Here is a 20,793-nt window from a genome sequence, read left to right as displayed (position 1 = left end):
AACGGAGAGCTCCCCCATGACTGATTCCCCTGATCGTGACGAACGCCATCTGGCGCGCATGCAGCGCAAAAAAGCCGTGATCGACGAACGCATCGCCAACTCCCCGAATGAGTGCGGCCTGCTGTTGGTGCTGACCGGCAACGGCAAAGGTAAAAGCAGTTCGGCCTTCGGCATGCTGGCCCGGTCCATGGGCCATGGCATGCAATGCGGCGTGGTGCAGTTCATCAAAGGTCGCAACAGCACCGGCGAAGAGTTGTTCTTCCGGCGCTTCCCGGAGCAGGTGCGTTTTCATGTGATGGGCGAAGGCTTCACCTGGGAAACCCAGGATCGCCAGCGCGATATCGCCGCCGCCGAAGCTGCCTGGGCCGTGTCGCAGCAATTGCTGCGCGATCCGTCGATTGGTCTGGTGGTACTCGATGAGTTGAACATCGCGCTGAAGCACGGTTATCTGGATCTCGATCAAGTGCTCAGCGATTTGCAGGCTCGTCCACCGATGCAGCACGTGGTCGTCACCGGTCGCGGCGCCAAGCCGGAGATGATCGAACTGGCCGATACCGTCACCGAAATGGGCGTGATCAAGCACGCGTTCCAGGCCGGGATCAAAGCGCAAAAAGGCGTCGAACTGTGAGTCAACCACGTCATTGCCCGGCGGTACTGATTGCCGCGCCGGCTTCCGGTCAGGGCAAGACCACCGTCACCGCTGCGCTGGCCCGTTTGCATCGCAATCAGGGGCGCAAGGTTCGCGTGTTCAAATGCGGCCCGGACTTTCTCGACCCGATGATTCTCGAGCGCGCCAGCGGTGCGCCGGTGTACCAACTGGACATGTGGATGGTCGGCGAGCAGGAGAGTCGCCGGCTGTTGTGGGAAGCCGCCGGCGAAGCCGACTTGATCCTGATCGAAGGCGTCATGGGGTTGTTCGACGGTACGCCGTCAAGCGCTGACCTGGCGCGGCACTTCGGTGTGCCGGTGCTCGGTGTGATCGACGGCACGGCCATGGCGCAGACGTTTGGCGCGCTGGCCCTGGGGCTCGCGCGTTATCAGCCGGACTTGCCGTTTGCCGGTGTGTTGGCCAACCGCGTCGGCACGCTGCGTCACGCGCAATTGCTCGAAGGCAGCCTGACCGAAGGTCTGCGCTGGTACGGCGCCTTGTCCCGGGAAACCGGGATCGAATTGCCGAGTCGGCACTTGGGGCTGGTTCAGGCCAGTGAGTTGAACGATCTCGATGTGCGCCTCGATGCGGCGGCGGATGCCTTGGCCAGCAGTTGTGAAGTCGCGCTGCCACCGGCGGTGCAATTCGCCGCCCCGGATGTAATCGGTGCGCAGCCTTTACTGGCGGGTGTGCGGATTGCGGTCGCCCGCGACGAAGCATTTGCTTTCACGTATGGCGCGAGCCTGGATTTACTGCGAGCCATGGGCGCCGAGCTGCTGTTTTTCTCGCCAATCCGTGACGCCCAGTTACCGGAGGCAGACAGCCTTTACCTGCCGGGCGGTTATCCTGAATTGCACCATGTGGCGCTGTCACAGAACACCACGATGCTGGCCGCGATCCGTGCGCACCACATGGCGGGCAAACCGTTGTTGGCCGAGTGTGGCGGCATGCTTTATCTGCTCGATTCGTTGACCGATGTCGAAGGCACTCGTGCTGAGCTGGTTGGCCTGTTGAACGGTGATGCGGTGATGCAGAAGCGTTTGGCCGCGTTAGCGTTGCAAGCGGTCGAGCTGCCGGAAGGTTCGCTGCGTGGGCATACCTATCATCACTCGTTGACCAGCACTGAGCTTGAGCCGATTGCTCGTGGTTTAAGTCCTAACGGCGGGCGTGGGGCAGAGGCGGTTTATCGTGAGGGGCGGATGACGGCTTCCTACGTTCACTTCTATTTTCCGTCCAATCCATCGGCAGTTGCCGCGCTGTTTGCGCCTGACTGTGAGGACGCCTTCGCGAGCAGGCTCGCTCCCACAGGGGACTGCGTCGTACAAAAGACCTCAGCGGCACCACTATCAAATGTGGGAGCGAGCTTGCTCGCGAAGAGGCCATGACCGACAACGCATTCTCCGAAGCCGAACGCGCAGCGGTCTACCGAGCCATCGGCGAACGCCGCGACATGCGTCACTTCAGCGGCGGCACCGTCGAGCCCGAGTTGCTCCGGCGCTTGCTCGAAGCCGCGCATCAGGCGCCGAGTGTAGGCCTGATGCAGCCTTGGCGTTTCATCCGCATCAGCGATCGGGTCCTGCGCGGCAAGATTCAGGTGCTGGTGGAAGAAGAGCGCATCCGCACCGCCGAAGCCCTCGGCGAGCGCACTGACGAGTTCATGAAGCTCAAGGTCGAAGGCATCAACGACTGCGCCGAAGTATTGGTCGCCGCGTTAATGGATGATCGCGAGCGGCATATTTTCGGCCGTCGCACTTTGCCGGAAATGGACATGGCCTCGTTATCCTGTGCGATCCAGAACCTCTGGCTGGCCTCACGCGCCGAAGGGCTGGGCATGGGCTGGGTCTCGCTGTTCGAACCGCAAGCGCTGGCGGACCTGCTGGGTTTGCCAATCGGAGCAAAGCCGATGGCGGTGCTTTGCCTCGGGCCGGTCAAAGAATTTTATCCGGCGCCGATGCTGGTGCTCGAAGGCTGGGCGCAGGCGCGTCCGCTCAGCGAATTGCTGTATGAGAATTATTGGGGAGTGAGTCAATGAGTGTGGCGTTGTTGAGTGTCGCCGCTGTGGCGCTGGATGCGCTGCTGGGTGAACCCAAGCGCTGGCATCCGCTGGTGGCGTTCGGTCGTTTTGCCGACCGCATCGAGCAACGATTCAATGGTGGCGGTCGCGGCTGGCGCAGTCACGGCGTCACCGCTTGGGTGATCGCGGTAGTGCCGCTGACGTTGCTGGTCACGGCGTTGTCCTGGGCGCCTTATGTCGGCTGGCTCGTTGAGATTCTCGCGCTCTATTGCGCCCTCGGCCTGTGCAGCCTTGGCGAACACGTCGAGCCGGTGGCCAGGGCGTTGCGCAGCGAAGACCTGAACGAGGCGCGCAAACGCGTGAGTTACCTGGTCAGCCGTCAGACCAGTGAACTGGATAAAACCGAAGTCGCCCGCGCAGCCACCGAATCCGTATTGGAGAACGGCAGCGACGCGGTGTTTGCCGCGCTGTTCTGGTTTGCCGTGGCCGGCGCGCCGGGCGTGGTGCTCTACCGTTTGAGCAATACGCTGGATGCGATGTGGGGCTACCGCAATGAACGCTTCGAGCGTTTCGGTTGGGCCGCGGCAAAAATCGACGACATCCTCAACTACATTCCTGCGCGACTGGTGGCGTTGACCTACGCGCTGCTGGGCAAAACCCGACTGGCGCTGAAATGCTGGCGCACCCAAGGTCCGACCTGGGACAGCCCGAATGCCGGTCCGGTAATGGCCGCTGGTGCCGGAGCACTCGGCGTCGAGTTGGGCGGGGCGGCGATTTATCACGGTGAACTGCATCAGCGTCCACCACTGGGCGAAGGCGTGCCGGCGGATGCCGACGCCATTGACCGTGGCTGGCAATTGGTCCAGCGCGGCGTAGGGTTATGGCTGCTGATTCTCTGCGTGGGGGCTGAATTTTATGCTTGAACACGGTGGTCGGTTACGTAAAGCGGCGCTCGACTACGGCATTGCCGAAACGGATTGGCTCGACCTGTCCAGTGGCCTCGCGCCCTGGCCGTTTCCGGTTCCGGAGATTGCGCCGCAGGCTTGGGCGCGTTTGCCGGAAACCGAGGATGGTCTGGAGCAGGCCGCTTGTGATTATTACGGTGCCGCCCAGGTGTTGCCGGTTGCCGGTTCGCAAATGGCGATCCAGCTGCTGCCGCGTTTGCGTCGGGCCGGCAAGGTCGGCGTGCTATCACCCTGTTACGCCGAACACGCCGAAGCGTGGCGACGCAATGGCTACATTGTCCGTGAAGTGGTGGAGCAGGAAGTCGACTTCTATCTCGACAGCCTCGACGTGTTGGTGGTGGTCAATCCGAACAACCCCACTGGCCTGAGCCTGACCCCGAGCCGGCTGCTCGACTGGCACGCACGACTGGCTCAGCGCGGTGGCTGGCTGGTGGTCGACGAGGCGTTCATGGACAACACGCCGTCGTTGAGCCTGGCGCCTTTTGCCCATCTGGTCGGTTTGATCGTGTTGCGTTCCTTCGGCAAGTTTTTCGGCCTGGCCGGTGTGCGGTTGGGTTTTGTCCTGGCCGAGCGCAAATTGCTCAAGTTGCTGGCCGAGCAAGTGGGGCCGTGGGCGGTCAGCGGGCCTACCCGTGTGGTCGGCCAGGCCTGCCTGCTGGATACCGCAGGGCACGTCAGGCAACGGGCGCGCACCGAAGCGGCAAGCGAGCGTCTGGCGCTGCTGCTTGAGCAGCACGGCTTCAAGCCCCAGGGTGGCTGCGCGCTGTTCCAATGGCTGATCACCGAACGCGCCGAACAGCTGCATGAATTCATGGCCCGGCACGGCATCCTGCTGCGGTTGTTCACCCACAACAGCAGCCTGCGTTTTGGTTTGCCCGGCAATGACGCCGACTGGACACGTCTCGCGCAAGCGTTCAATGCCTACGCTGAGGAAATCCAATGACTGGGTTGATAGCTCCGAGCGCCACGTCGATGGTTCCGAGCGCCACTTCGATGGTGCAGGGCGCCACTTCGATGGTGCAGGGCGCCACTTTGATGGTGCAGGGCACTACGTCGGACGCCGGCAAAAGCACGCTGGTGACGGCGCTGTGTCGCTGGGTCACGCGTCAAGGCGTGCGCGTCGTGCCATTCAAACCGCAAAACATGGCGCTCAACAGCGCAGTGACGGCCGACGGTGGCGAGATCGGTCGCGCGCAAGCGGTGCAGGCCCAGGCGGCCAACCTTGAGCCGCACACCGACATGAACCCGGTGCTGCTCAAACCCAACAGCGACACCGGCGCCCAGGTGATTATTCATGGCCGCGCCGTCACGACGATGAACGCCGTCGCCTATCACGATTACAAAGCCATCGCGATGCAAGCGGTGCTGGCTTCCCATGCACGGTTAAGCGCAGCGTATCCGGTGGTGATGGTCGAAGGCGCCGGCTCGCCGGCCGAGATCAATCTTCGCGCCGGTGACATCGCCAACATGGGCTTCGCCGAGGCGGTGGATTGTCCGGTCGTGCTGATTGCCGACATCAATCGCGGCGGTGTTTTCGCCCATCTGGTGGGGACTCTGGAACTGCTGTCGCCCAGCGAACAGGCACGGGTCAAAGGTTTCATCATCAACCGCTTTCGCGGCGATATCGCCTTGCTGCAATCGGGCCTCGATTGGCTGGAGGCGCGCACCGGCAAGCCGGTGATCGGCGTGTTGCCTTACGTGATGGATCTGCACCTGGAAGCCGAAGACGGCATCGATCAGCGCCAGACCGACAAGGCTGATCAGGTGCTGAAAGTACTGGTGCCGGTACTGCCGCGCATCAGCAACCACACTGATTTCGATCCGCTGCGCCTGCATCCACAAGTGGATCTGCAATTCATAGGCCCGGGCCAAACGATTCCGCCCGCTGATCTGATTATTCTACCCGGCTCGAAAAGCGTGCGCAGCGACCTCGCGTATCTGCGGGCCAACGGCTGGGACCGCGCTATTACCCGACACTTGCGCTACGGCGGCAAAGTGTTGGGGATCTGCGGCGGTCTGCAAATGCTCGGTGAACAGGTGCACGACCCGCTGGGGCTCGAAGGCGCACCGGGTTCCAGTGCCGGTTTGGGCTTGCTGGCGTTCGACACGCAGCTCGAAGCCGAGAAGCAATTGCGCAACGTGCGCGGGCATCTGGCGTTGGAAAATGCAGCCGTCAGCGGTTACGAAATTCATGCCGGCGTGACGACTGGGCCGGCCTTGGAAAACGCAGCCGTACAGTTGGACGATGGTCGCTGCGACGGTGCACAAAGCGTCGACGGGCAGATTTTCGGTACGTATCTGCATGGGCTCTTCGAATCTCCGGCGGCGTGCAGTGCGCTGTTGCGCTGGGCGGGTTTGCAGGAGGTGCAGGAAGTCGATTACCACGCATTGCGCGAGCGCGATATCGAGCGGCTGGCGGATTTGGTGGAGAAGCATCTGGATACTCGGCTATTGCGTGAGCTCTGTGGTTTATGAGGTGACTGTTCCGGCCTCTTCGCGAGCAAGCCCGCTCCCACATTGGATTTTTGGCGTTCACAGAGCCCCTGTGGGAGCGGGCTTGCTAGCGAAGACTGACTTAGTCACACCGCACATTTGAAGGAATGAACCATGCTGCAACTGATCCTCGGCGGCGCCCGTTCCGGTAAAAGTCGCCTGGCCGAAAAACTCGCGTCCGACAGCGCTCTGGCGGTGACCTACATCGCCACCAGCCAAGCCCTCGACGGCGAAATGAACGAACGGGTGGCCCATCACCGCGCCCGTCGTCCGGCCGAATGGGCGTTGATCGAAGAACCACTGGAACTGGCCCGCGTGCTGCGCGAAACCGCCAGCGAAGAGCGTTGCTTGCTGGTGGACTGCCTGACGCTGTGGATGACCAATCTGCTGATGCTCGACAATGCCGAGCGCCTGACGGCCGAGCGGGAGGCCTTGCTGGACTGCCTGGCGTCATTGCCGGGTGAAATCATTTTTGTCAGCAACGAGACCGGAATGGGTGTCGTACCGCTGGGCGAATTGACTCGCCGCTACGTCGATGAAGCCGGTTGGCTGCATCAAGCTTTGGCCGAGCGCTGTCAGCGAGTCGTCTTGACCGTCGCCGGCCTGCCCCTGACTTTGAAAGGAACCGCGTTATGACTCAATCCTGGTGGCTGAACCCGTGCAAGCCGATCGATGCCCAAGCGGTCGAACAGGCAGAGGCCCGTCAACAGCAGCTGACCAAACCGGCCGGTTCCCTCGGTCAACTGGAGGCGGTGGCCGTGCAACTGGCGGGGTTGCAGGGACGGGTCAAACCGCGCCTGGATCAGCTCTGGATCGCCATTTTTGCCGGTGACCATGGCGTGGTGGCCGAAGGCGTGTCGGCGTTTCCCCAGGAGGTCACGGGGCAGATGCTGCACAACTTCGTCAGCGGTGGTGCGGCGATCAGCGTATTGGCCCGACAGCTCGGTGCATCCCTGGAAGTGGTTGATCTCGGGACCGTTACGCCGTCCTTGAACCTGCCGGGCGTGCGTCACCTGAATCTCGGTCCGGGTACGGCGAATTTCGTCGACGGCCCGGCCATGACGGCGGCCCAGGGCGAACTCGCCTTGCAGGCGGGTCGCGACAGCGTGCTACGCGCCATTGCAGCGGGTGCGCAGTTGTTTATCGGCGGCGAGATGGGCATCGGCAACACCACCGCGGCCAGCGCGTTGGCCTGTGCGTTGCTGGATTGTCCCGTGGTGCATCTGACCGGGCCGGGCACCGGGCTGAACGCGGCGGGTGTCAGCCATAAAGCCCAGGTCATCGAGCGCGCGTTGGCAGTGCACCAGGCTCAGCGCGGCGATCCGTTGCAAACCCTGTTTAACCTCGGCGGTTTTGAAATTTCCGCACTGGTCGGTGCGTACCTGGCCTGCGCTCAGGAAGGCGTTGCGGTGTTGGTAGACGGGTTTATTTGCAGCGTCGCCGCGTTGGTGGCGGTGCGATTGAATCCTGCGTGCCGTCAGTGGCTGTTGTTCGGTCATCGCGGCGCCGAGCCGGGTCATCGCCATGTGCTGGAAACCCTGAACGCCGAACCCTTGCTGGACCTCGGCCTGCGTTTGGGCGAGGGCAGCGGCGCTGCATTGGCCGTGCCGCTGCTGCGTCTGGCCTGCGACCTGCACGGGCAAATGGCGACCTTCGCCGAAGCCGCGGTGGCGGATCGCCCGGCATGACCTTGCGCCTCGATCTGTTGCGCCATGGCGAAACCGAACTCGGCGGCGGCTTGCGCGGCAGCCTCGACGACGCGTTGACCGACAAGGGCTGGGCGCAGATGCGCGCGGCAGTGGTTGAGCAGGGACCTTGGGATCGCCTGGTCAGCTCGCCGTTGCAGCGTTGTGCGCGGTTCGCCGAAGAACTCGGGGCGCAACTGGGTTTGCCGGTGCAGCTGGAGAAAGACCTGCAAGAACTGCACTTCGGTGCATGGGAAGGGCAGAGTGCTGCAGCGCTGATGGAAACCGATGCCGAGGCGTTGGGGTTGTTCTGGGCCGACCCCTATTCGTTCACCCCACCTCAGGGTGAGCCCGTCGCGGATTTTTCAACGCGAGTGTCGGCGGCGATTGATCGGTTGCACGCGACCTGTGCCGGCGAGCGTGTGTTGCTGATCAGTCACGGCGGCGTCATGCGTTTGTTGCTGGCGCGGGCTCGGGGACTGCCCCGTGAGCAGTTGCTCAACGTTGAAGTCGGTCATGGTGCGTTGTTCTCGCTGTTGGTCGAGTCGGCTGGCCAGCTCAAGGAAGCGCTCTGATCATGTTGCCATTCTGGATCGCCCTGCAATTCTTGAGCAGCCTGCCGATTCGCCTGCAGGGCATGCCGACACCGCAGGCGATGGGGCGGTCGCTGCTGTTCTATCCGCTGGTCGGTCTGCTGTTTGGCGTGATCTTGTGGGCGCTGAACTGGGTTTTGCAGGGCGCGCCGTTATTGCTCCACGCCGCGTTGCTGCTGACGGTGTGGGTGTTGCTCAGCGGTGCGCTGCACCTGGACGGCCTGGCCGACAGTGCCGATGCGTGGCTCGGTGGGTTCGGCGACCGTGAGCGCACGCTGACGATCATGAAAGACCCGCGCAGCGGGCCGATCGCGGTCGTGACGCTGGTGCTGGTGTTGTTGCTCAAATTCGCCGCGTTGCTGGCGTTGATCGAGCAGCAGCATGCCACCGTGCTGATCATCGTTCCGTTGATTGGCCGCAGCGCTTTGCTGGGATTGTTTCTGACCACGCCTTATGTGCGTGCGGGTGGTTTGGGGCAGGCGCTGGCGGATCATCTTCCGCGTTCGGCTGGCAAGCAGGTGCTGGCGGTCAGCGCGGTAGCCTGTGTTCTTATTGCGGGCTTCAGCGCTGCGTGGGCGCTTGCGTTGTCGGCGGTGGTGTTTGTCTGGCTGCGGCACGTGATGCTGCGGCGATTGGGTGGCGCGACGGGCGACACGGCGGGGGCGATGCTGGAGTTGCTGGAAATGGCGGTGGTGGTCGGCTTGGCGTTGGTCTGATCGCGTTGTGGTGTATGTTCTGGCCCCTTCGCGAGCAAGCCCGCTCCCACATTGGAATGCATTTCAATGTGGGAGCGGGCTTGCTCGCGAAAGCGGTCTGCCAGACACTTCAATACTCTGGACAACCCCATCTGTAACTTGATTTAACACACTCCCGGGTATATACACGCACCATGCTCGACTCTCAATGTTTATGCATCAACCTGCGCCGCGCTGCCCGTGGCGTCAGCAGGCATTACGACGGCGCTCTCGACGGCTTCGGAATCAACGTTGCCCAGTATTCTCTGTTGTGCAATCTGCAGCGTCTCGACCAACCGAGTATTTCCACCCTGGCCGAAGCCATGGGGCTGGATCGCAGCACCCTCGGGCGCAATTTGCGCGTACTGGAAGGCGAAGGGTTGCTCACGCTGGTCGAAGGCGAGGACATGCGCAACCGCATTGTGAAGCTCACCGAGGCCGGTGTTGAACGGCTGGCAGCCGCGTTGCCTGCGTGGGAAGCGGCGCAGCAGCGATTGATTGATCGCCTGGGCGCCGAGAAGCGTGAAACCTTGCTGAAACTGCTGGACGAACTGGCTTGAGGCCAGTTTGTACGATCTTAAGCGGGTATATACCCGCTACCGGAGAATAACAATGGCATCGATGTGGCGTACGTGCGGTTGGGTTTTGTTGGGGAGTGCGCTGATTCTCGCGTTGTCGCTGGGTGTGCGACACGGCTTCGGGTTGTTTCTGGCGCCGATGAGTGCGGAGTTTGGCTGGGGGCGTGAGACGTTTGCTTTTGCCATCGCCCTGCAAAACCTGATCTGGGGCTTGGCGCAGCCATTCACCGGCGCGTTGGCCGACCGTTTCGGCGCCGCGAAAGTCGTGCTGGTTGGCGGTGTGTTTTATGCGTTGGGCCTGGTGTTCATGGGCCTGTCCGACTCGGCGGTGACTTTGTCCCTGAGTGCGGGTCTGTTGATCGGTATCGGCCTGTCGGGCACCTCGTTTTCGGTGATTCTTGGCGTGGTCGGACGCGCGGTACCGCCGGAGAAACGTAGCATGGGTATGGGCATCGCCAGTGCCGCCGGCTCTTTCGGCCAGTTCGCCATGTTGCCGGGGACGCTGGGGCTGATCGGCTGGCTCGGCTGGTCTGCGGCATTGCTGGTGCTGGGCCTGTTGGTGGCCTTGATCGTGCCGCTGGTGAGCATGCTCAAGGACACGCCATTGCCGCTGCTGGGCCACGAACAAACCTTGTCCGAAGCCCTGCGCGAGGCGTGCTCGCATTCGGGTTTCTGGCTGCTGGCGTTCGGCTTTTTTGTCTGCGGTTTCCAGGTGGTATTCATTGGCGTGCATTTGCCGGCGTATCTGGTGGATCAGCATCTTCCGGCCTCCGTGGGCACCACGGTGCTGGCGCTGATCGGGCTGTTTAATGTCTTCGGTACTTACACGGCTGGCTGGCTCGGCGGGCGGATGTCCAAGCCGCGTTTGCTCACCGGCCTGTATGTGCTGCGGGCGGTGGTGATCGGGTTATTCCTGTGGGCGCCGGTCACGACCACCACCGCGTACCTGTTTGGCATGGCGATGGGCTTCTTGTGGCTTTCGACGGTGCCCTTGACCAACGGCACTGTGGCGACGTTGTTCGGTGTGCGAAATCTGTCCATGCTCGGTGGGATTGTTTTCCTGTTCCACCAAATTGGATCGTTCCTTGGCGGGTGGCTGGGCGGGGTGGTGTATGACCGAACCGGAAGTTACGACTTGATCTGGCAGGTGGCGATTCTCTTGAGCCTGGTGGCCGCTGGCCTGAACTGGCCGGTGCGTGAGCGGCCGGTGGCGCGTCTGCAAACCCGAATGAGTGTGGCATGAACAGTCTCTGGCCGCGACTCGCTGTAATCGCCGTCTGCGCCTTGCTGCTGGCCCTTGCGTGGTGGGGGTGGCATCAGGGCGGGCTGGCATTGATGCAACTGGGCATGGGTGTTTGCTAGCGGGATGTAAGGACGAATAACGACGCCCACTAAAAAGCCCCGCCTCTGTACAAGAGAGCGGGGCTTTTTCAATTCAGGCGGCGAGGGGTTCAGGTTCGCCGTGAATCATCAGAAGCGGTAGGTCGCGCCAACACCGAAACCGTTCGCACTGTTTTCGTACTTGGCGTTGTAGGACTGACCCAAAGCGTTAGAGTCGTTGACAGTGACAGATTCTTCCTTGAGGTAAGAGTAAGCCACATCAATGGTCCAGTCGTCGGTTGGGCTGAAGCCCGCACCGACACTGAAGATGGTCCGGTCGCCGGTAGGAATGCGTGGTGAACGATCAGTGTTGTTGGTGGGCGACTGGTCAAAGGAGAGACCTGTACGCAGTACCCACTGCTTGTTCAACTGGTAGGAAGTACCCACGGCGTAGGCCCAGGTGTCATGCCAGTTCTGTTCTTCCGTGATGTTACCAACGATTTGTGGGGCGAGGGCACCACCGCTTTGTGCCGTTACGCCTTCGTTGTTGACCGTGATGTCTTTCAGGCGGCTCCAGCGAGTCCAGGTAGCACCGGCATAGAGCTTCCAGGCTTCATTCATCTCTTGAGTCACGGAAAGGTCATAGGACTCAGGTGTTTCGATCTTCAGCGAGGCATCGTAACGGTTGGATTTGAGCAGCTGAGGTGGCACGCCAGCGCCGGCAGTCACATCGGTGTGGCCGTCGAGCTTGTAATTCACTTTCGAGTGATAGGTCAGGCCCACGCGAGTGGTGTCGGTGGCTTGCACCAGGACGCCGGCGTTAAAGCCCAAGGCCGTATCGTCGCCCTTGACCTCCACATTGTTGTCGCCAGTCCGGGGGATAGGGAGAGCAATGTCCGATTCCAGGGTGCCGGAAATCCGGTTGATGGTAGGGCCAAAACCGATCGAAACTTTATCGTTGAAAGCGTAGCTGACGGTTGGCTGCAGAGTGACGACTTTGACTTCGCTCTTGCTGCCGAAAGCGCGGCCCTGAAAGCCGTTTTCGTAGTTGGTGATCAGCCCGAACGGAGCGTAGACACCAAAACCAACAGCCCATTCATCGTTGAGTTTATTTGTATAGAAACCCATCGGTACTGTAGTGAACGGAACCATATCGCCTTTGTTGGTTCCGCTTGAACGGCCGCTGGTATCGCTGATATCGGTCGAGGCGTCGATCGATGCGATACCGCCAGTGATTTGCTGGCCTTTGAGGCGGGCCATACCGGCAGGGTTGCCAGAAACTGTACTTGCATCATCGGCAGATGAAGAGCGCCCCGCAAAACCAGTCCCCATTCCGCTGATGCTTTGTTCGTTGAGGGCGAAGCCACTTGCGAAGATCTGGGTGGATGCCAAGGCAACGGCGAGGCTAATGGTGGTTTTGAGCATTACTTTTTTCATTATTAGAACTCCTGATGATCACCGGGGCGAAAATTACCAACATTTTCGTCCCAGCGCCATAGGCTGTATTACTTGATTTAGAGCGGTTTTGTAGGACAATCAGACCAGATTCGCGACCTGTTATGCGATCTTGTGGAAATGGCCGATCAGCAGGCAACCTGATTCATCGATGAAACACAGGTTTGCCAAGCGTAAGTGAAGTCTCTCAGGCGTCCTTGGGGCTGGAAGGTCTGGCGCCAGATTCGGGCCATTCCCAGCAGGTCGTCTGCTTCGGGGAGCGGGGTGTTCTGTTCTTCTACCAGCAGCCAGGCGATGGCGGTGGCGTAACGCAGGTTGACGGTCAATTCGAGGTGCGGCCCTATCAGGAAGGCATGCTGGCTGGCCAGGCCGCGAACCAGGCTTGCGCGTTCCGGGTCAAGTGCCAGGTAGTGGTCCCAGAGTGCCTGGTGGCGGATTTCGGCGATTCGGTACAGGCCGTGTCCACGGCGGTCATGCAGGGCGGTACCAAGGGCAGACTGGCTGGCGGCAATGCCCAGCAGCAGGGATTCGGCAGTTGCGCTATGGCGTCCCAGATAGATCAATGTCGGACGGATCACATAGCGGCACAGTTCGCTGGCAGCGATACCCATAAAACCCTCGATACATCAAATGGGCGGCGACACCTGAAGGGCCTTGGCAGCAGTGGATCGGTTCAGGTTCGCCGAAAGCGGAACGAGCCGCTTGAGTTGAAGTGTAGTGTCATATTCGCGCTATAAAGGTCTGTTTTTAAAATATTTCCGGCTTCGAGTTATAACCCTTATATCGGTTGGTGCTTAGGCTTTGTCGGGCAAAAGAGAAACTTCGGGCAATAAAAAGCCCCGCTTTTTGAGCAGGGCTTTTGGGTTTTTCAGTCTTCGTGGCGTATCAGGCAACCAGTGCCTGACGGGTACGCTCGATCACAGCCTGCAGCGGTTCGGCGCTGGAGTACTGATCGGGGTACAGGCGTTCGCTGTGACGAGCGATGCCGTGTTCGTTGACCAGAGTGAAGCTGAAGCAGCCTTTGCGAGCGGCCATGATCAGGCAGTTCATTGGTGCAAAAGCGTTGGTTAGGGTGCGAATGGCATCCTGGGTATGGATTTGAGTAGACATAATTGGGTGTTCCTGCAAGCGACACGGATAAGAACCGTGCAAAGTTAAAACGTTCCAGTGACGACGACCACCATTGGTCGAACGAAGAACCCGACTGGAACAAAGCAGCCAGTTTGAAGCGCTAATGAGTTTGGCGCGCTTGGGCTGGCAGGTAGGTACTTAGGAGGGCAGGCAACACATCAAGGGCAAAGGTTCTGGGCCCGGGGTGAAGATCCTGATCAATTTGCAGGTTGGTTCGGTCAGAGTAAGTGAGCTTGGCAACACCCTTTGCTTTCGATTCAAAGGCTGTGTTGGTGCAAGGTTTACCTGGAAACCATCGAGGTGGTCGATCCCGCTTTTTCGGTTGAGGCTTCTTTTGGGAAGGCTGTCCGGGGGGATTTGTTCGACCAGAATTGACTTTCAGCTTGGTACTAACGCCGCGGATACTAACGGATTGAATTGCAAAAGGGAAGTGTGTCAGCAAAAAAAGATCCCTGAAGTGCAGCCAAGCGATAACGCAATCCGTAGCAGCTGGCGAAGCCTGCGTTCGGCTGCGCAGCAGTCGTAAACCCGGAGTGCACGGTAGACCTGACGCACCGCATTGCTTGACTTTACGACTGCTGCGCAGCCGAACGCAGGCTTCGCCAGCTGCTACGAAGTATGCGGTGCAGCTGAATTTGTTTAACCCGCCCTGTAATAGCACAAAATCCGACGGCTGGTCGTCGACCTTTGTCCTGCCAAGACCCGCCTGAATCACGGGTTTGCCAAGGTATATCCAGAGGGTTGGCGGCAAAATGCGCCGAAAAAGTGCATCGATATAACCGCCTCGAAGGGACTTGTGCACATTAGGCGCGCAGCCTGTCACCGCGCTGTCATCTTCCCTTCAACTGCAGTGGGTGCCTGTAACCAAAATTTAAGTCAATGAAAAACATCGCTTTTTTTTACTGGTGAAAAAATCGTCAGTTTGACTGCGAGCCCCATTCCATAGGGCTTTGCGAGAGTTCAAGGGCGGTTGTCCACTGAGTTATCCACAGCTTCTGTGGATTGTCCCGAGCGCTTGCTCTAGGACGGGCGTGCAGGGTTTTTTAGACCTTTACCTGTAAGAAAAAAAGAGTAGAGTGGCGCGCCTTCCGATCTGCCCCACAGAGCTTTATGAAGTTTCGCTCAGTATCAATCTCCGCAACCGCTACACCCCCCGGTGTTATCCCACCCAAGCGCTTTTCGATGCGTGTGGCCGAGTGGCTTCTGGATAGCCCGCGACTGGGTGATAACCCCAACGTAAAGCATTTCGCCGGACGTTTGCTCAAGCACCCGGCTCGCGAAGGGGTTGTGGCTGCGCAAAGTCGCCTGGGCCAGTTGATGTGCCGTGAATGCGGCAATGCCCGGGACCGCCGGATTGGTCAGGATCTTTTGCGTCAGGCCGCGCGGGCAGGGGATCGGCGCGCCCAGCAGGAACTAGGCCTGATCGAAGACTGAGCTGTCCAAGACCTGACGCCTTGGTTAACCTTCAAGCTTTATCTCATCGGCAGGAGTCGCTATGGCTATGGACTTGACCAGCATTTTGCTCGGTCTGGCGGGCGCTGCACTGCCGTTACTGGTACTGGCCTGGCAACTTCAGCGCCGTGCAAGCACCACGCAGTCAGCGGTAGCGCTGCTGGAAGAGCGTCTGGCCATGGCCCATCTGGCGCAGGACGGCTTGAACGCTCAACTCGAAACGTGTCGCGACGAAATCGCCGATCTGGGTCAGGCCAACGCCGCTAAACAGGCTGACCTGGCCGCCGCGCGCCGTGAAGTCGAGCTGCTGCAAATCGAACGCGATGATGCCCGCGACGCTGCCCACGCCTGGAACCTCGAGCGCGCCGGTAAAGACGCCGAGTTGCGCCGTCTGGACGCTCAGGCCGCCTCGCTCAATGCCGAGTTGCGCGAGCAGCAGGAAAGCCATCAGCAGCGTCTCAACGACCTGCAAGGCTCGCGAGACGAGTTGCGCGCGCAGTTTTCCGAGCTTGCCGGGAAAATCTTCGACGAGCGTGAGCAGCGCTTTGCCGAAACCAGCCAGCAGCGGCTGGGGCAATTGCTCGATCCATTGAAGGAGCGCATCCAGTCTTTCGAAAAGCGCGTCGAAGAAAGTTATCAGGCTGAAGCCCGTGAGCGTTTTTCCCTGGCCAAGGAACTGGAGCGCCTGCAACAGCTCAACCTGCGCCTGAGCGACGAAGCCACCAACTTGACCCGCGCCCTGAAAGGTCAGAAAACCCAAGGCAACTGGGGCGAGCTGATTCTAGAGCGAGTGCTTGAGCACGCCGGGCTGGAGAAGGGCCGCGAGTACCAGACCCAGGTCAATCTGAAGGGCCCTGACGGTGAACGGTTTCAGCCGGACGTGATCATTTATCTGCCGGGCGACAAGCAGGTCGTGGTCGATTCCAAGGTCAGCCTCACGGCCTATCAGCAATACGTGGCGGCGGAAGACGATGCCATCGGCCAAATCGCCATCAAGCAGCACGTGCTGTCACTGCGCAATCATGTAAAAGGCTTGTCCGGCAAGGATTACAAACGTCTCGACGGCTTGCACAGCCTGGATTTCGTCTTGCTTTTCGTACCGATCGAAGCGGCGTTTTCCGCCGCGTTGCAGGCTGAGCCGACGCTGTTCCAGGAGGCTTTCGACCGCAACATCGTGATCGTCAGCCCGACCACGTTGCTGGCCACACTTCGGGTCATCGACAGCCTGTGGAAACAAGAACGGCAGAGCCAGAACGCCCGGGAAATCGCCGAGCGCGCCGGGTGGCTGTACGACAAATTCGTGTTGTTCATTCAGGACCTGGATGAAGTTGGCAATCGCTTGCAGCAACTGGACAAGGCCTACAGCTCGGCGCGCAACAAGCTGACAGAAGGGCGTGGCAACCTGGTCAGCCGCAGTGAGCAACTAAAGTTACTCGGCGCGCGGGCGAGCAAGAGTTTGCCGGCGGATCTGCTGGAGCGGGCAATGACCGATGTCGATGGGCTGGTGGAATTGCCGGAATAAAGATCAAAAGATCGCAGGCTTCGCCAGGTGCAAACCGATCTTGTAGGAGCGAGCTTGCTCGCGAAGGGCGTTAACGATAACGCGTTCTTCCGGAATAAACGCGTTGTTCTCAAGTCCTTCGCGAGCAAGCTCGCTCCTACAGGATCGGGTTTGCACACGGTCAAGGTAGGAGCTGCCGCAGGCTGCGATCTTTTAGCGCCTACAACGGCAAATGCCGACTCAACAACGCTCGCAACGCCGCCGGTTTCACTGGTTTAGCCAGATAATCCAGTCCCGCTGCATGCACCTGGGCCACTGTCTCCGGTCGTCCGTCGGCGCTGATCACCACCCCCGGCACCGGCTCACCCAAGCGCGTGCGCAACCACGCCATCAGTTCAGTTCCCGTCTCGCCATGGTCGAGGTGGTAATCCACCAGCGCCAATTGCGGACGGACCCCATCGCTCAGCAGCGCGGCACATTCATCGCGATTGCGCGCCGTCCAGACCTGGCAGCCCCAACGGGTGAGCAGGCTGTTCATGCCGATCAGGATGCTGTCTTCGTTGTCGATACACAGCACCTGCGCGCCGCTCAGCAGTTTGCCGTTGAGTTCCGCGACCTTGGCCGGCATCGCGGTTTGCGCCCGGGCCAACGGCACGCTGACGCTGAACACGCTGCCGCGCCCCGGCCAGGAGCGAACCTGCAATGAGTGACCGAGGACGCGACACAGGCCATCAGCAATCGCCAAGCCCAACCCCAGCCCTTTCTCGGCTCGGGTCTGGTGGCTGTCGAGGCGTTTGAATTCCTCGAAAATCACCTGCTGTTTATCTTCCGGAATGCCCGGTCCACGGTCCCAGACCTCCAGGCACAGCTCGCCCTTGCGCCGCCGAACCCCCAACAACACCGGCCCTTTGGCGTAACGGAAGGCGTTGGTCAGGAAGTTCTGCAAGATCCGGCGCAGCAGCTTGATGTCACTGTCGACCCGCAACGTGCTGCCCCGCACACGGAATTTCAGTCCCTGGTCTCGGGCCAGTGCCTTGAATTCGGCACCCAGAATGTCGAACAACTCATTGAGCACGAACGGTTTGGAATCGGGGTTGATCTTGCCGTTCTCCAGGCGGGAAATGTCCAGCAGGTCGCTGATCAGATCCTCGGCCGAGCGCAGTGAGGAGTCCAGGTGGTGGACCAGTTTTTGCGCCTCGCTGGACAAGCCGTCGTCTTGATGGGACAAGGCTGCGGAGAACAACCGCGCAGCGTTCAGCGGTTGCATCAAGTCATGGCTGACAGCGGCCAGGAAACGGGTTTTCGACTGGTTCGCCGATTCGGCAGTGCCCTTGGCTTCGGTCAGGGCGACGTTGAGTTGCGAGAGTTCGTGGGTTCGCTCGGTGACGCGCTGTTCCAGGCCTTCGTTGGCTTCGGTCAGCGCTTGCTCGGCTTCACGGAACGCGGTGATGTCAGTGAAGCTCATGACGAACCCGCCGCCCGGCATCGGATTGCCGATCAGTTCGATCACCCGCCCATTGGGGAACAGGCGCTCGGACGTGTGGGCGCGGCCCTGGCGCATCCAGTGCAAACGGCGGGCGACGTGCACTTCGGCTTCCCCGGGACCGCACAAGCCGCGTTCGGCGTTGTAGCGAATGATGTCGGCAATCGGTCGGCCGACGCTGATCAAACCATCCGGGTAATTGAACAGCTCCAGGTAACGGCGGTTCCAGGCCACCAGTTTCAGCGACTGGTCGACCACGCTGATGCCCTGGGTGATGTTCTCGATCGCCCCTTGCAGCAAGGCGCGGTTGAATTGCAGCACTTCCGAGGCTTCGTCGGCGATACGCACGACATCTTCCAGTTGCATCTCCCGACCTTCGATGGCGGCTTTTACCACGGCCCGGGTCGAAGACGCGCCAAGCACACCGGCCAGCAAGCGTTCGGTGTGGGCGATCCATTCGCCGTCGGCATTCTGGTTCGGGTTGAAGCCTTTGCCCTGACGGTAGGCGAAACGGATGAAACTCTGACGGGCGCGTTCTTCACCGACGAAGCGGGCGGCCAGTTGCAGCAAATCGTCGATTTGTACGGACAGCATCGAGCGCGCGCTGGGACGGGCGCTGATTTCCTGACCAATGAAACGACCGGCCTGCCAGTGTTCCGACACCCGTGTGCGTGACAGCACCGACACCCAGGCGAACAGGGTGAAGTTAGCCGCCAGCGACAACACCACGCCTTGGGTCAGCGGGGTGAGGGGCAGGTTCAGCGGGTTGCCATGCAGCCAGGCCAAGCCAGGGAAACTGCTCAGCGACCAACCCAGGCTACGGGCGGCAATTGGCAGGATCAGGGTGTAGAACCAGAGGAATGTCCCGGCGGCGAGGCCGGCGAAGACACCGCGGCGATTGGCCTGTTTCCAGTACAGCGCGCCGAGCATGGCCGGCGCGAGTTGAGTCACGGCGGCGAAGGCGATCTGGCCGATGGTGGCCAGGCTCGCGGTCGACCCCAGCAGGCGATAGCTGACGTAGGCCAGCAGCAGAATCACCACGATGCTGACGCGGCGCACCGAGAGCATCCACTGGCGGAACACTTCAAATGGACGCTCGGCGTTGTTGCGGCGCAGCAACCACGGCAACAGCATGTCGTTAGAGACCATGGTCGACAGCGCCACGCTGGCCACGATCACCATGCCGGTCGCCGCCGAGGCACCGCCGATAAATGCCAGCAACGCCAAGGCAGGGTGCGCCTGAGCCAGTGGCAGGCTGATGACGAAAGAATCCGGCAGCACCGAGCTCGGCAGCATCATCTGACCCGCAAGCGCGATGGGTACTACAAACAATGCAGCCAACGCGAGGTAGGCCGGGAACACCCACTTGGCCAGACGCAGATCCTGGGGGTCGATATTCTCCACCACCGTTACATGGAACTGCCGGGGCAGGCAGATGATTGCCATCATCGCCACGCCGGTCTGCACCACCATCGACGGCCAGTTGACGGTTTCCTTCCAGTACGCTTCCAGGCGAGGGGCGAGCATGGCCTGGTCGAACAGGTCGTCGAAACCGTCATACAGGCCGTAGGTCACGAACGCGCCGACCGCCAGAAAGGCGAACAGCTTGACCAGCGATTCGAACGCAATCGCCAGCACCATGCCGCGGTGGTGTTCCGTGGCGTCGAGGTTGCGAGTGCCGAAGACGATGGTGAACAACGCCAACACCAGTGACACGATCAGCGCGGTGTCCTGCGCGCGAACCCCCATGGCATCGGCGCCGGCGCCGATCAACAGGTTCACCCCGAGCACGATGCCTTTGAGTTGCAACGCGATGTAGGGCAACACGCCGACCAGGCAGATCAGCGCCACCACCACCGCCAGCGATTGTGATTTGCCGTAGCGCGCGGCGATGAAGTCGGCAATGGAGGTGATGTTCTCCTGCTTGCTGATCATCACCATTTTTTGCAAAACCCACGGCGCACAGACCAGCAGCAAGATCGGCCCGAGGTAAATCGGCAGGAATGACCAGAGTTGTTCGGCCGCCTGGCCCACCGCGCCAAAAAACGTCCAACTGGTGCAGTAGACCGCCAGTGACAGGCTGTACACCCAGGCACGCACCCGCGGCGGCAACGGCGCGCTGCGACGATCGCCGTAGAAGGCGATGGCGAACATGATGGCCATATAGGCAAGGGCGACGGCTGCGATCAGCCCGCTGGACAGCGACATGAGAACTCCAGACAAAAGGCACCCGGGACTCCCGCCCGGTCAGACAGTCTCGCACGATGGCAGGGGTTCGTCAGTGTCGACCAAGGTCGCGGGGCGGCGGGGTGTCGCAGGGTGTGCATCGGGTGTCTGTGGGGTGAGTTTACTGGCCCCTTCGCGAGCAAGCTCGCTCCCACACAGGAACGCGATCACCTGTAGGAGCGAGCTTGCTCGCGAAGGACTTGAAAGCAACGCGTTCATTCAGGACGAACGCGTTATCGTTAACGTATTTCGCGAGCAGGCTCGCTCCCACATTGGGCCGCGATCACCTGTAGGAGCGAGCTTGCTCGCGAAGGACTTGAAAGCAACGCGTTCATTCAGGACGAACGCGTTATCGTTAACGTCTTTCGCGAGCAGGCTCGCTCCCACAATGGAATGCGATCACCTGTGGGCGCGAGCCTGCTCGCGAAGGCGTCGTTACAGTCGACGCTTCTTTTATTATCTACAAAACAGATAACAGTTAGAGATATTACCCGTTATATCGATATTCTATTTG

The 20,793-nt window shown here is 60.7% G+C and carries 19 protein-coding genes; 15 read left to right on the top strand and 4 right to left on the bottom strand.

Annotated features, from left to right (window positions below; translation table 11 throughout):
* Positions 1-16 precede the first annotated feature (16 nt).
* The 13 genes from cobO (at position 17) to JFU37_RS31040 (ending at position 11,073) form a co-directional block, all read left to right on the top strand.
* On the top strand, positions 17-628 hold the full coding sequence (gene cobO / locus JFU37_RS21830) for a cob(I)yrinic acid a,c-diamide adenosyltransferase (protein WP_201118629.1): 612 nt from the start codon (positions 17-19) through the stop codon (positions 626-628).
* Positions 625-2,034 (top strand): cobyrinate a,c-diamide synthase, encoded by a 1,410-nt coding sequence (locus JFU37_RS21825; RefSeq protein ID WP_201118626.1) that lies wholly within the window; start codon positions 625-627, stop codon positions 2,032-2,034. Before cobO ends, JFU37_RS21825 begins: the two co-directional genes overlap by 4 nt.
* Positions 2,031-2,681 (top strand): 5,6-dimethylbenzimidazole synthase, encoded by a 651-nt coding sequence (bluB, locus tag JFU37_RS21820; protein ID WP_201118623.1) that lies wholly within the window; start codon positions 2,031-2,033, stop codon positions 2,679-2,681. Before JFU37_RS21825 ends, bluB begins: the two co-directional genes overlap by 4 nt.
* A complete protein-coding gene (gene cbiB / locus JFU37_RS21815) occupies positions 2,678-3,586 on the top strand; it encodes an adenosylcobinamide-phosphate synthase CbiB (RefSeq protein WP_201118602.1) in 909 nt (302 codons plus the stop codon). Before bluB ends, cbiB begins: the two co-directional genes overlap by 4 nt.
* Entirely contained in the window at positions 3,579-4,571 is a 993-nt protein-coding gene (cobD, locus tag JFU37_RS21810; protein WP_201118600.1) for a threonine-phosphate decarboxylase CobD, read from the top strand. Before cbiB ends, cobD begins: the two co-directional genes overlap by 8 nt.
* A 71-nt stretch (positions 4,572-4,642) precedes the next feature.
* Entirely contained in the window at positions 4,643-6,103 is a 1,461-nt protein-coding gene (locus tag JFU37_RS21805; protein ID WP_201119500.1) for a cobyric acid synthase, read from the top strand.
* A 132-nt stretch (positions 6,104-6,235) separates the two neighbouring features.
* A complete protein-coding gene (gene cobU, locus JFU37_RS21800) occupies positions 6,236-6,757 on the top strand; it encodes a bifunctional adenosylcobinamide kinase/adenosylcobinamide-phosphate guanylyltransferase (RefSeq protein WP_201118597.1) in 522 nt (173 codons plus the stop codon).
* Positions 6,754-7,809, top strand: coding sequence for a nicotinate-nucleotide--dimethylbenzimidazole phosphoribosyltransferase (cobT, locus tag JFU37_RS21795; protein WP_201118594.1), 1,056 nt, complete (start codon positions 6,754-6,756; stop codon positions 7,807-7,809). Before cobU ends, cobT begins: the two co-directional genes overlap by 4 nt.
* Positions 7,806-8,381, top strand: coding sequence for an alpha-ribazole phosphatase family protein (gene cobC, locus JFU37_RS21790; RefSeq protein ID WP_201118591.1), 576 nt, complete (start codon positions 7,806-7,808; stop codon positions 8,379-8,381). The genes cobT and cobC overlap by 4 nt, the downstream gene beginning before the upstream one ends.
* A gap of 2 nt (positions 8,382-8,383) precedes the next feature.
* A complete protein-coding gene (locus JFU37_RS21785) occupies positions 8,384-9,115 on the top strand; it encodes an adenosylcobinamide-GDP ribazoletransferase (protein WP_201118588.1) in 732 nt (243 codons plus the stop codon).
* A 173-nt stretch (positions 9,116-9,288) separates the two neighbouring features.
* On the top strand, positions 9,289-9,693 hold the full coding sequence (locus JFU37_RS21780; RefSeq protein ID WP_201118585.1) for a MarR family winged helix-turn-helix transcriptional regulator: 405 nt from the start codon (positions 9,289-9,291) through the stop codon (positions 9,691-9,693).
* Positions 9,694-9,745: 52 nt separating this feature from the next.
* Positions 9,746-10,954, top strand: coding sequence for an MFS transporter (locus JFU37_RS21775; RefSeq protein WP_201118574.1), 1,209 nt, complete (start codon positions 9,746-9,748; stop codon positions 10,952-10,954).
* On the top strand, positions 10,951-11,073 hold the full coding sequence (locus JFU37_RS31040; protein WP_274609952.1) for a hypothetical protein: 123 nt from the start codon (positions 10,951-10,953) through the stop codon (positions 11,071-11,073). The genes JFU37_RS21775 and JFU37_RS31040 overlap by 4 nt, the downstream gene beginning before the upstream one ends.
* A 108-nt stretch (positions 11,074-11,181) precedes the next feature.
* Here the strand turns inward: JFU37_RS31040 and JFU37_RS21770 are convergent, their stop codons facing one another.
* From JFU37_RS21770 to JFU37_RS21760, 3 genes are all read right to left on the bottom strand, one after another.
* Complete coding sequence (locus JFU37_RS21770; RefSeq protein WP_201118571.1) at positions 11,182-12,468, bottom strand: OmpP1/FadL family transporter; 1,287 nt, start codon at positions 12,466-12,468, stop codon at positions 11,182-11,184.
* 146 nt (positions 12,469-12,614) lie between these two features.
* Positions 12,615-13,097 carry a hypothetical protein gene (locus JFU37_RS21765; protein ID WP_201118556.1) on the bottom strand — a complete coding sequence of 161 codons (483 nt, stop codon included), beginning with the start codon at positions 13,095-13,097 and terminating at the stop codon, positions 12,615-12,617.
* 274 nt (positions 13,098-13,371) lie between these two features.
* Positions 13,372-13,596 carry a hypothetical protein gene (locus tag JFU37_RS21760; RefSeq protein WP_007898912.1) on the bottom strand — a complete coding sequence of 75 codons (225 nt, stop codon included), beginning with the start codon at positions 13,594-13,596 and terminating at the stop codon, positions 13,372-13,374.
* A 1,131-nt stretch (positions 13,597-14,727) separates the two neighbouring features.
* Here JFU37_RS21760 and JFU37_RS21755 point away from each other — a divergent pair.
* Both JFU37_RS21755 and rmuC read left to right on the top strand, forming a co-directional pair.
* Complete coding sequence (locus JFU37_RS21755; RefSeq protein ID WP_201118553.1) at positions 14,728-15,051, top strand: sel1 repeat family protein; 324 nt, start codon at positions 14,728-14,730, stop codon at positions 15,049-15,051.
* A gap of 175 nt (positions 15,052-15,226) precedes the next feature.
* Positions 15,227-16,591 (top strand): DNA recombination protein RmuC, encoded by a 1,365-nt coding sequence (rmuC, locus tag JFU37_RS21750; RefSeq protein WP_201119499.1) that lies wholly within the window; start codon positions 15,227-15,229, stop codon positions 16,589-16,591.
* 199 nt (positions 16,592-16,790) lie between these two features.
* On the opposite strand, the gene JFU37_RS21745 is transcribed toward rmuC, so the two are convergent.
* Positions 16,791-20,261, bottom strand: coding sequence for a hybrid sensor histidine kinase/response regulator (locus JFU37_RS21745; protein WP_201118551.1), 3,471 nt, complete (start codon positions 20,259-20,261; stop codon positions 16,791-16,793).
* Between the last annotated feature and the right edge of the window lie 532 nt (positions 20,262-20,793).

The organism is Pseudomonas sp. TH41 (assembly GCF_016650695.1).
GTDB lineage: Bacteria > Pseudomonadota > Gammaproteobacteria > Pseudomonadales > Pseudomonadaceae > Aquipseudomonas.
Note: the sequence above shows the minus strand (reverse complement) of the source record. Positions and strands in the feature narration are given on the sequence as shown.

What these genes read in the sequence shown, in the direction of transcription:
- cobD (WP_201118600.1), top strand. Translation starts at nt 3,579, where the DNA reads ATGCTTGAACACGGTGGTCGGTTACGTAAAGCGGCGCTCGACTACGGC.
- cobO (WP_201118629.1), top strand. Translation starts at nt 17, where the DNA reads ATGACTGATTCCCCTGATCGTGACGAACGCCATCTGGCGCGCATGCAG.
- JFU37_RS21760 (WP_007898912.1), bottom strand. Translation starts at nt 13,596, where the DNA reads ATGTCTACTCAAATCCATACCCAGGATGCCATTCGCACCCTAACCAAC.
- JFU37_RS21775 (WP_201118574.1), top strand. Translation starts at nt 9,746, where the DNA reads ATGGCATCGATGTGGCGTACGTGCGGTTGGGTTTTGTTGGGGAGTGCG.
- bluB (WP_201118623.1), top strand. Translation starts at nt 2,031, where the DNA reads ATGACCGACAACGCATTCTCCGAAGCCGAACGCGCAGCGGTCTACCGA.
- cobU (WP_201118597.1), top strand. Translation starts at nt 6,236, where the DNA reads ATGCTGCAACTGATCCTCGGCGGCGCCCGTTCCGGTAAAAGTCGCCTG.
- JFU37_RS31040 (WP_274609952.1), top strand. Translation starts at nt 10,951, where the DNA reads ATGAACAGTCTCTGGCCGCGACTCGCTGTAATCGCCGTCTGCGCCTTG.
- JFU37_RS21755 (WP_201118553.1), top strand. Translation starts at nt 14,728, where the DNA reads ATGAAGTTTCGCTCAGTATCAATCTCCGCAACCGCTACACCCCCCGGT.
- JFU37_RS21745 (WP_201118551.1), bottom strand. Translation starts at nt 20,261, where the DNA reads ATGTCGCTGTCCAGCGGGCTGATCGCAGCCGTCGCCCTTGCCTATATG.
- cbiB (WP_201118602.1), top strand. Translation starts at nt 2,678, where the DNA reads ATGAGTGTGGCGTTGTTGAGTGTCGCCGCTGTGGCGCTGGATGCGCTG.
- cobC (WP_201118591.1), top strand. Translation starts at nt 7,806, where the DNA reads ATGACCTTGCGCCTCGATCTGTTGCGCCATGGCGAAACCGAACTCGGC.
- JFU37_RS21765 (WP_201118556.1), bottom strand. Translation starts at nt 13,097, where the DNA reads ATGGGTATCGCTGCCAGCGAACTGTGCCGCTATGTGATCCGTCCGACA.
- cobT (WP_201118594.1), top strand. Translation starts at nt 6,754, where the DNA reads ATGACTCAATCCTGGTGGCTGAACCCGTGCAAGCCGATCGATGCCCAA.
- JFU37_RS21785 (WP_201118588.1), top strand. Translation starts at nt 8,384, where the DNA reads ATGTTGCCATTCTGGATCGCCCTGCAATTCTTGAGCAGCCTGCCGATT.
- JFU37_RS21805 (WP_201119500.1), top strand. Translation starts at nt 4,643, where the DNA reads ATGGTGCAGGGCGCCACTTTGATGGTGCAGGGCACTACGTCGGACGCC.
- JFU37_RS21780 (WP_201118585.1), top strand. Translation starts at nt 9,289, where the DNA reads ATGCTCGACTCTCAATGTTTATGCATCAACCTGCGCCGCGCTGCCCGT.
- JFU37_RS21770 (WP_201118571.1), bottom strand. Translation starts at nt 12,468, where the DNA reads ATGAAAAAAGTAATGCTCAAAACCACCATTAGCCTCGCCGTTGCCTTG.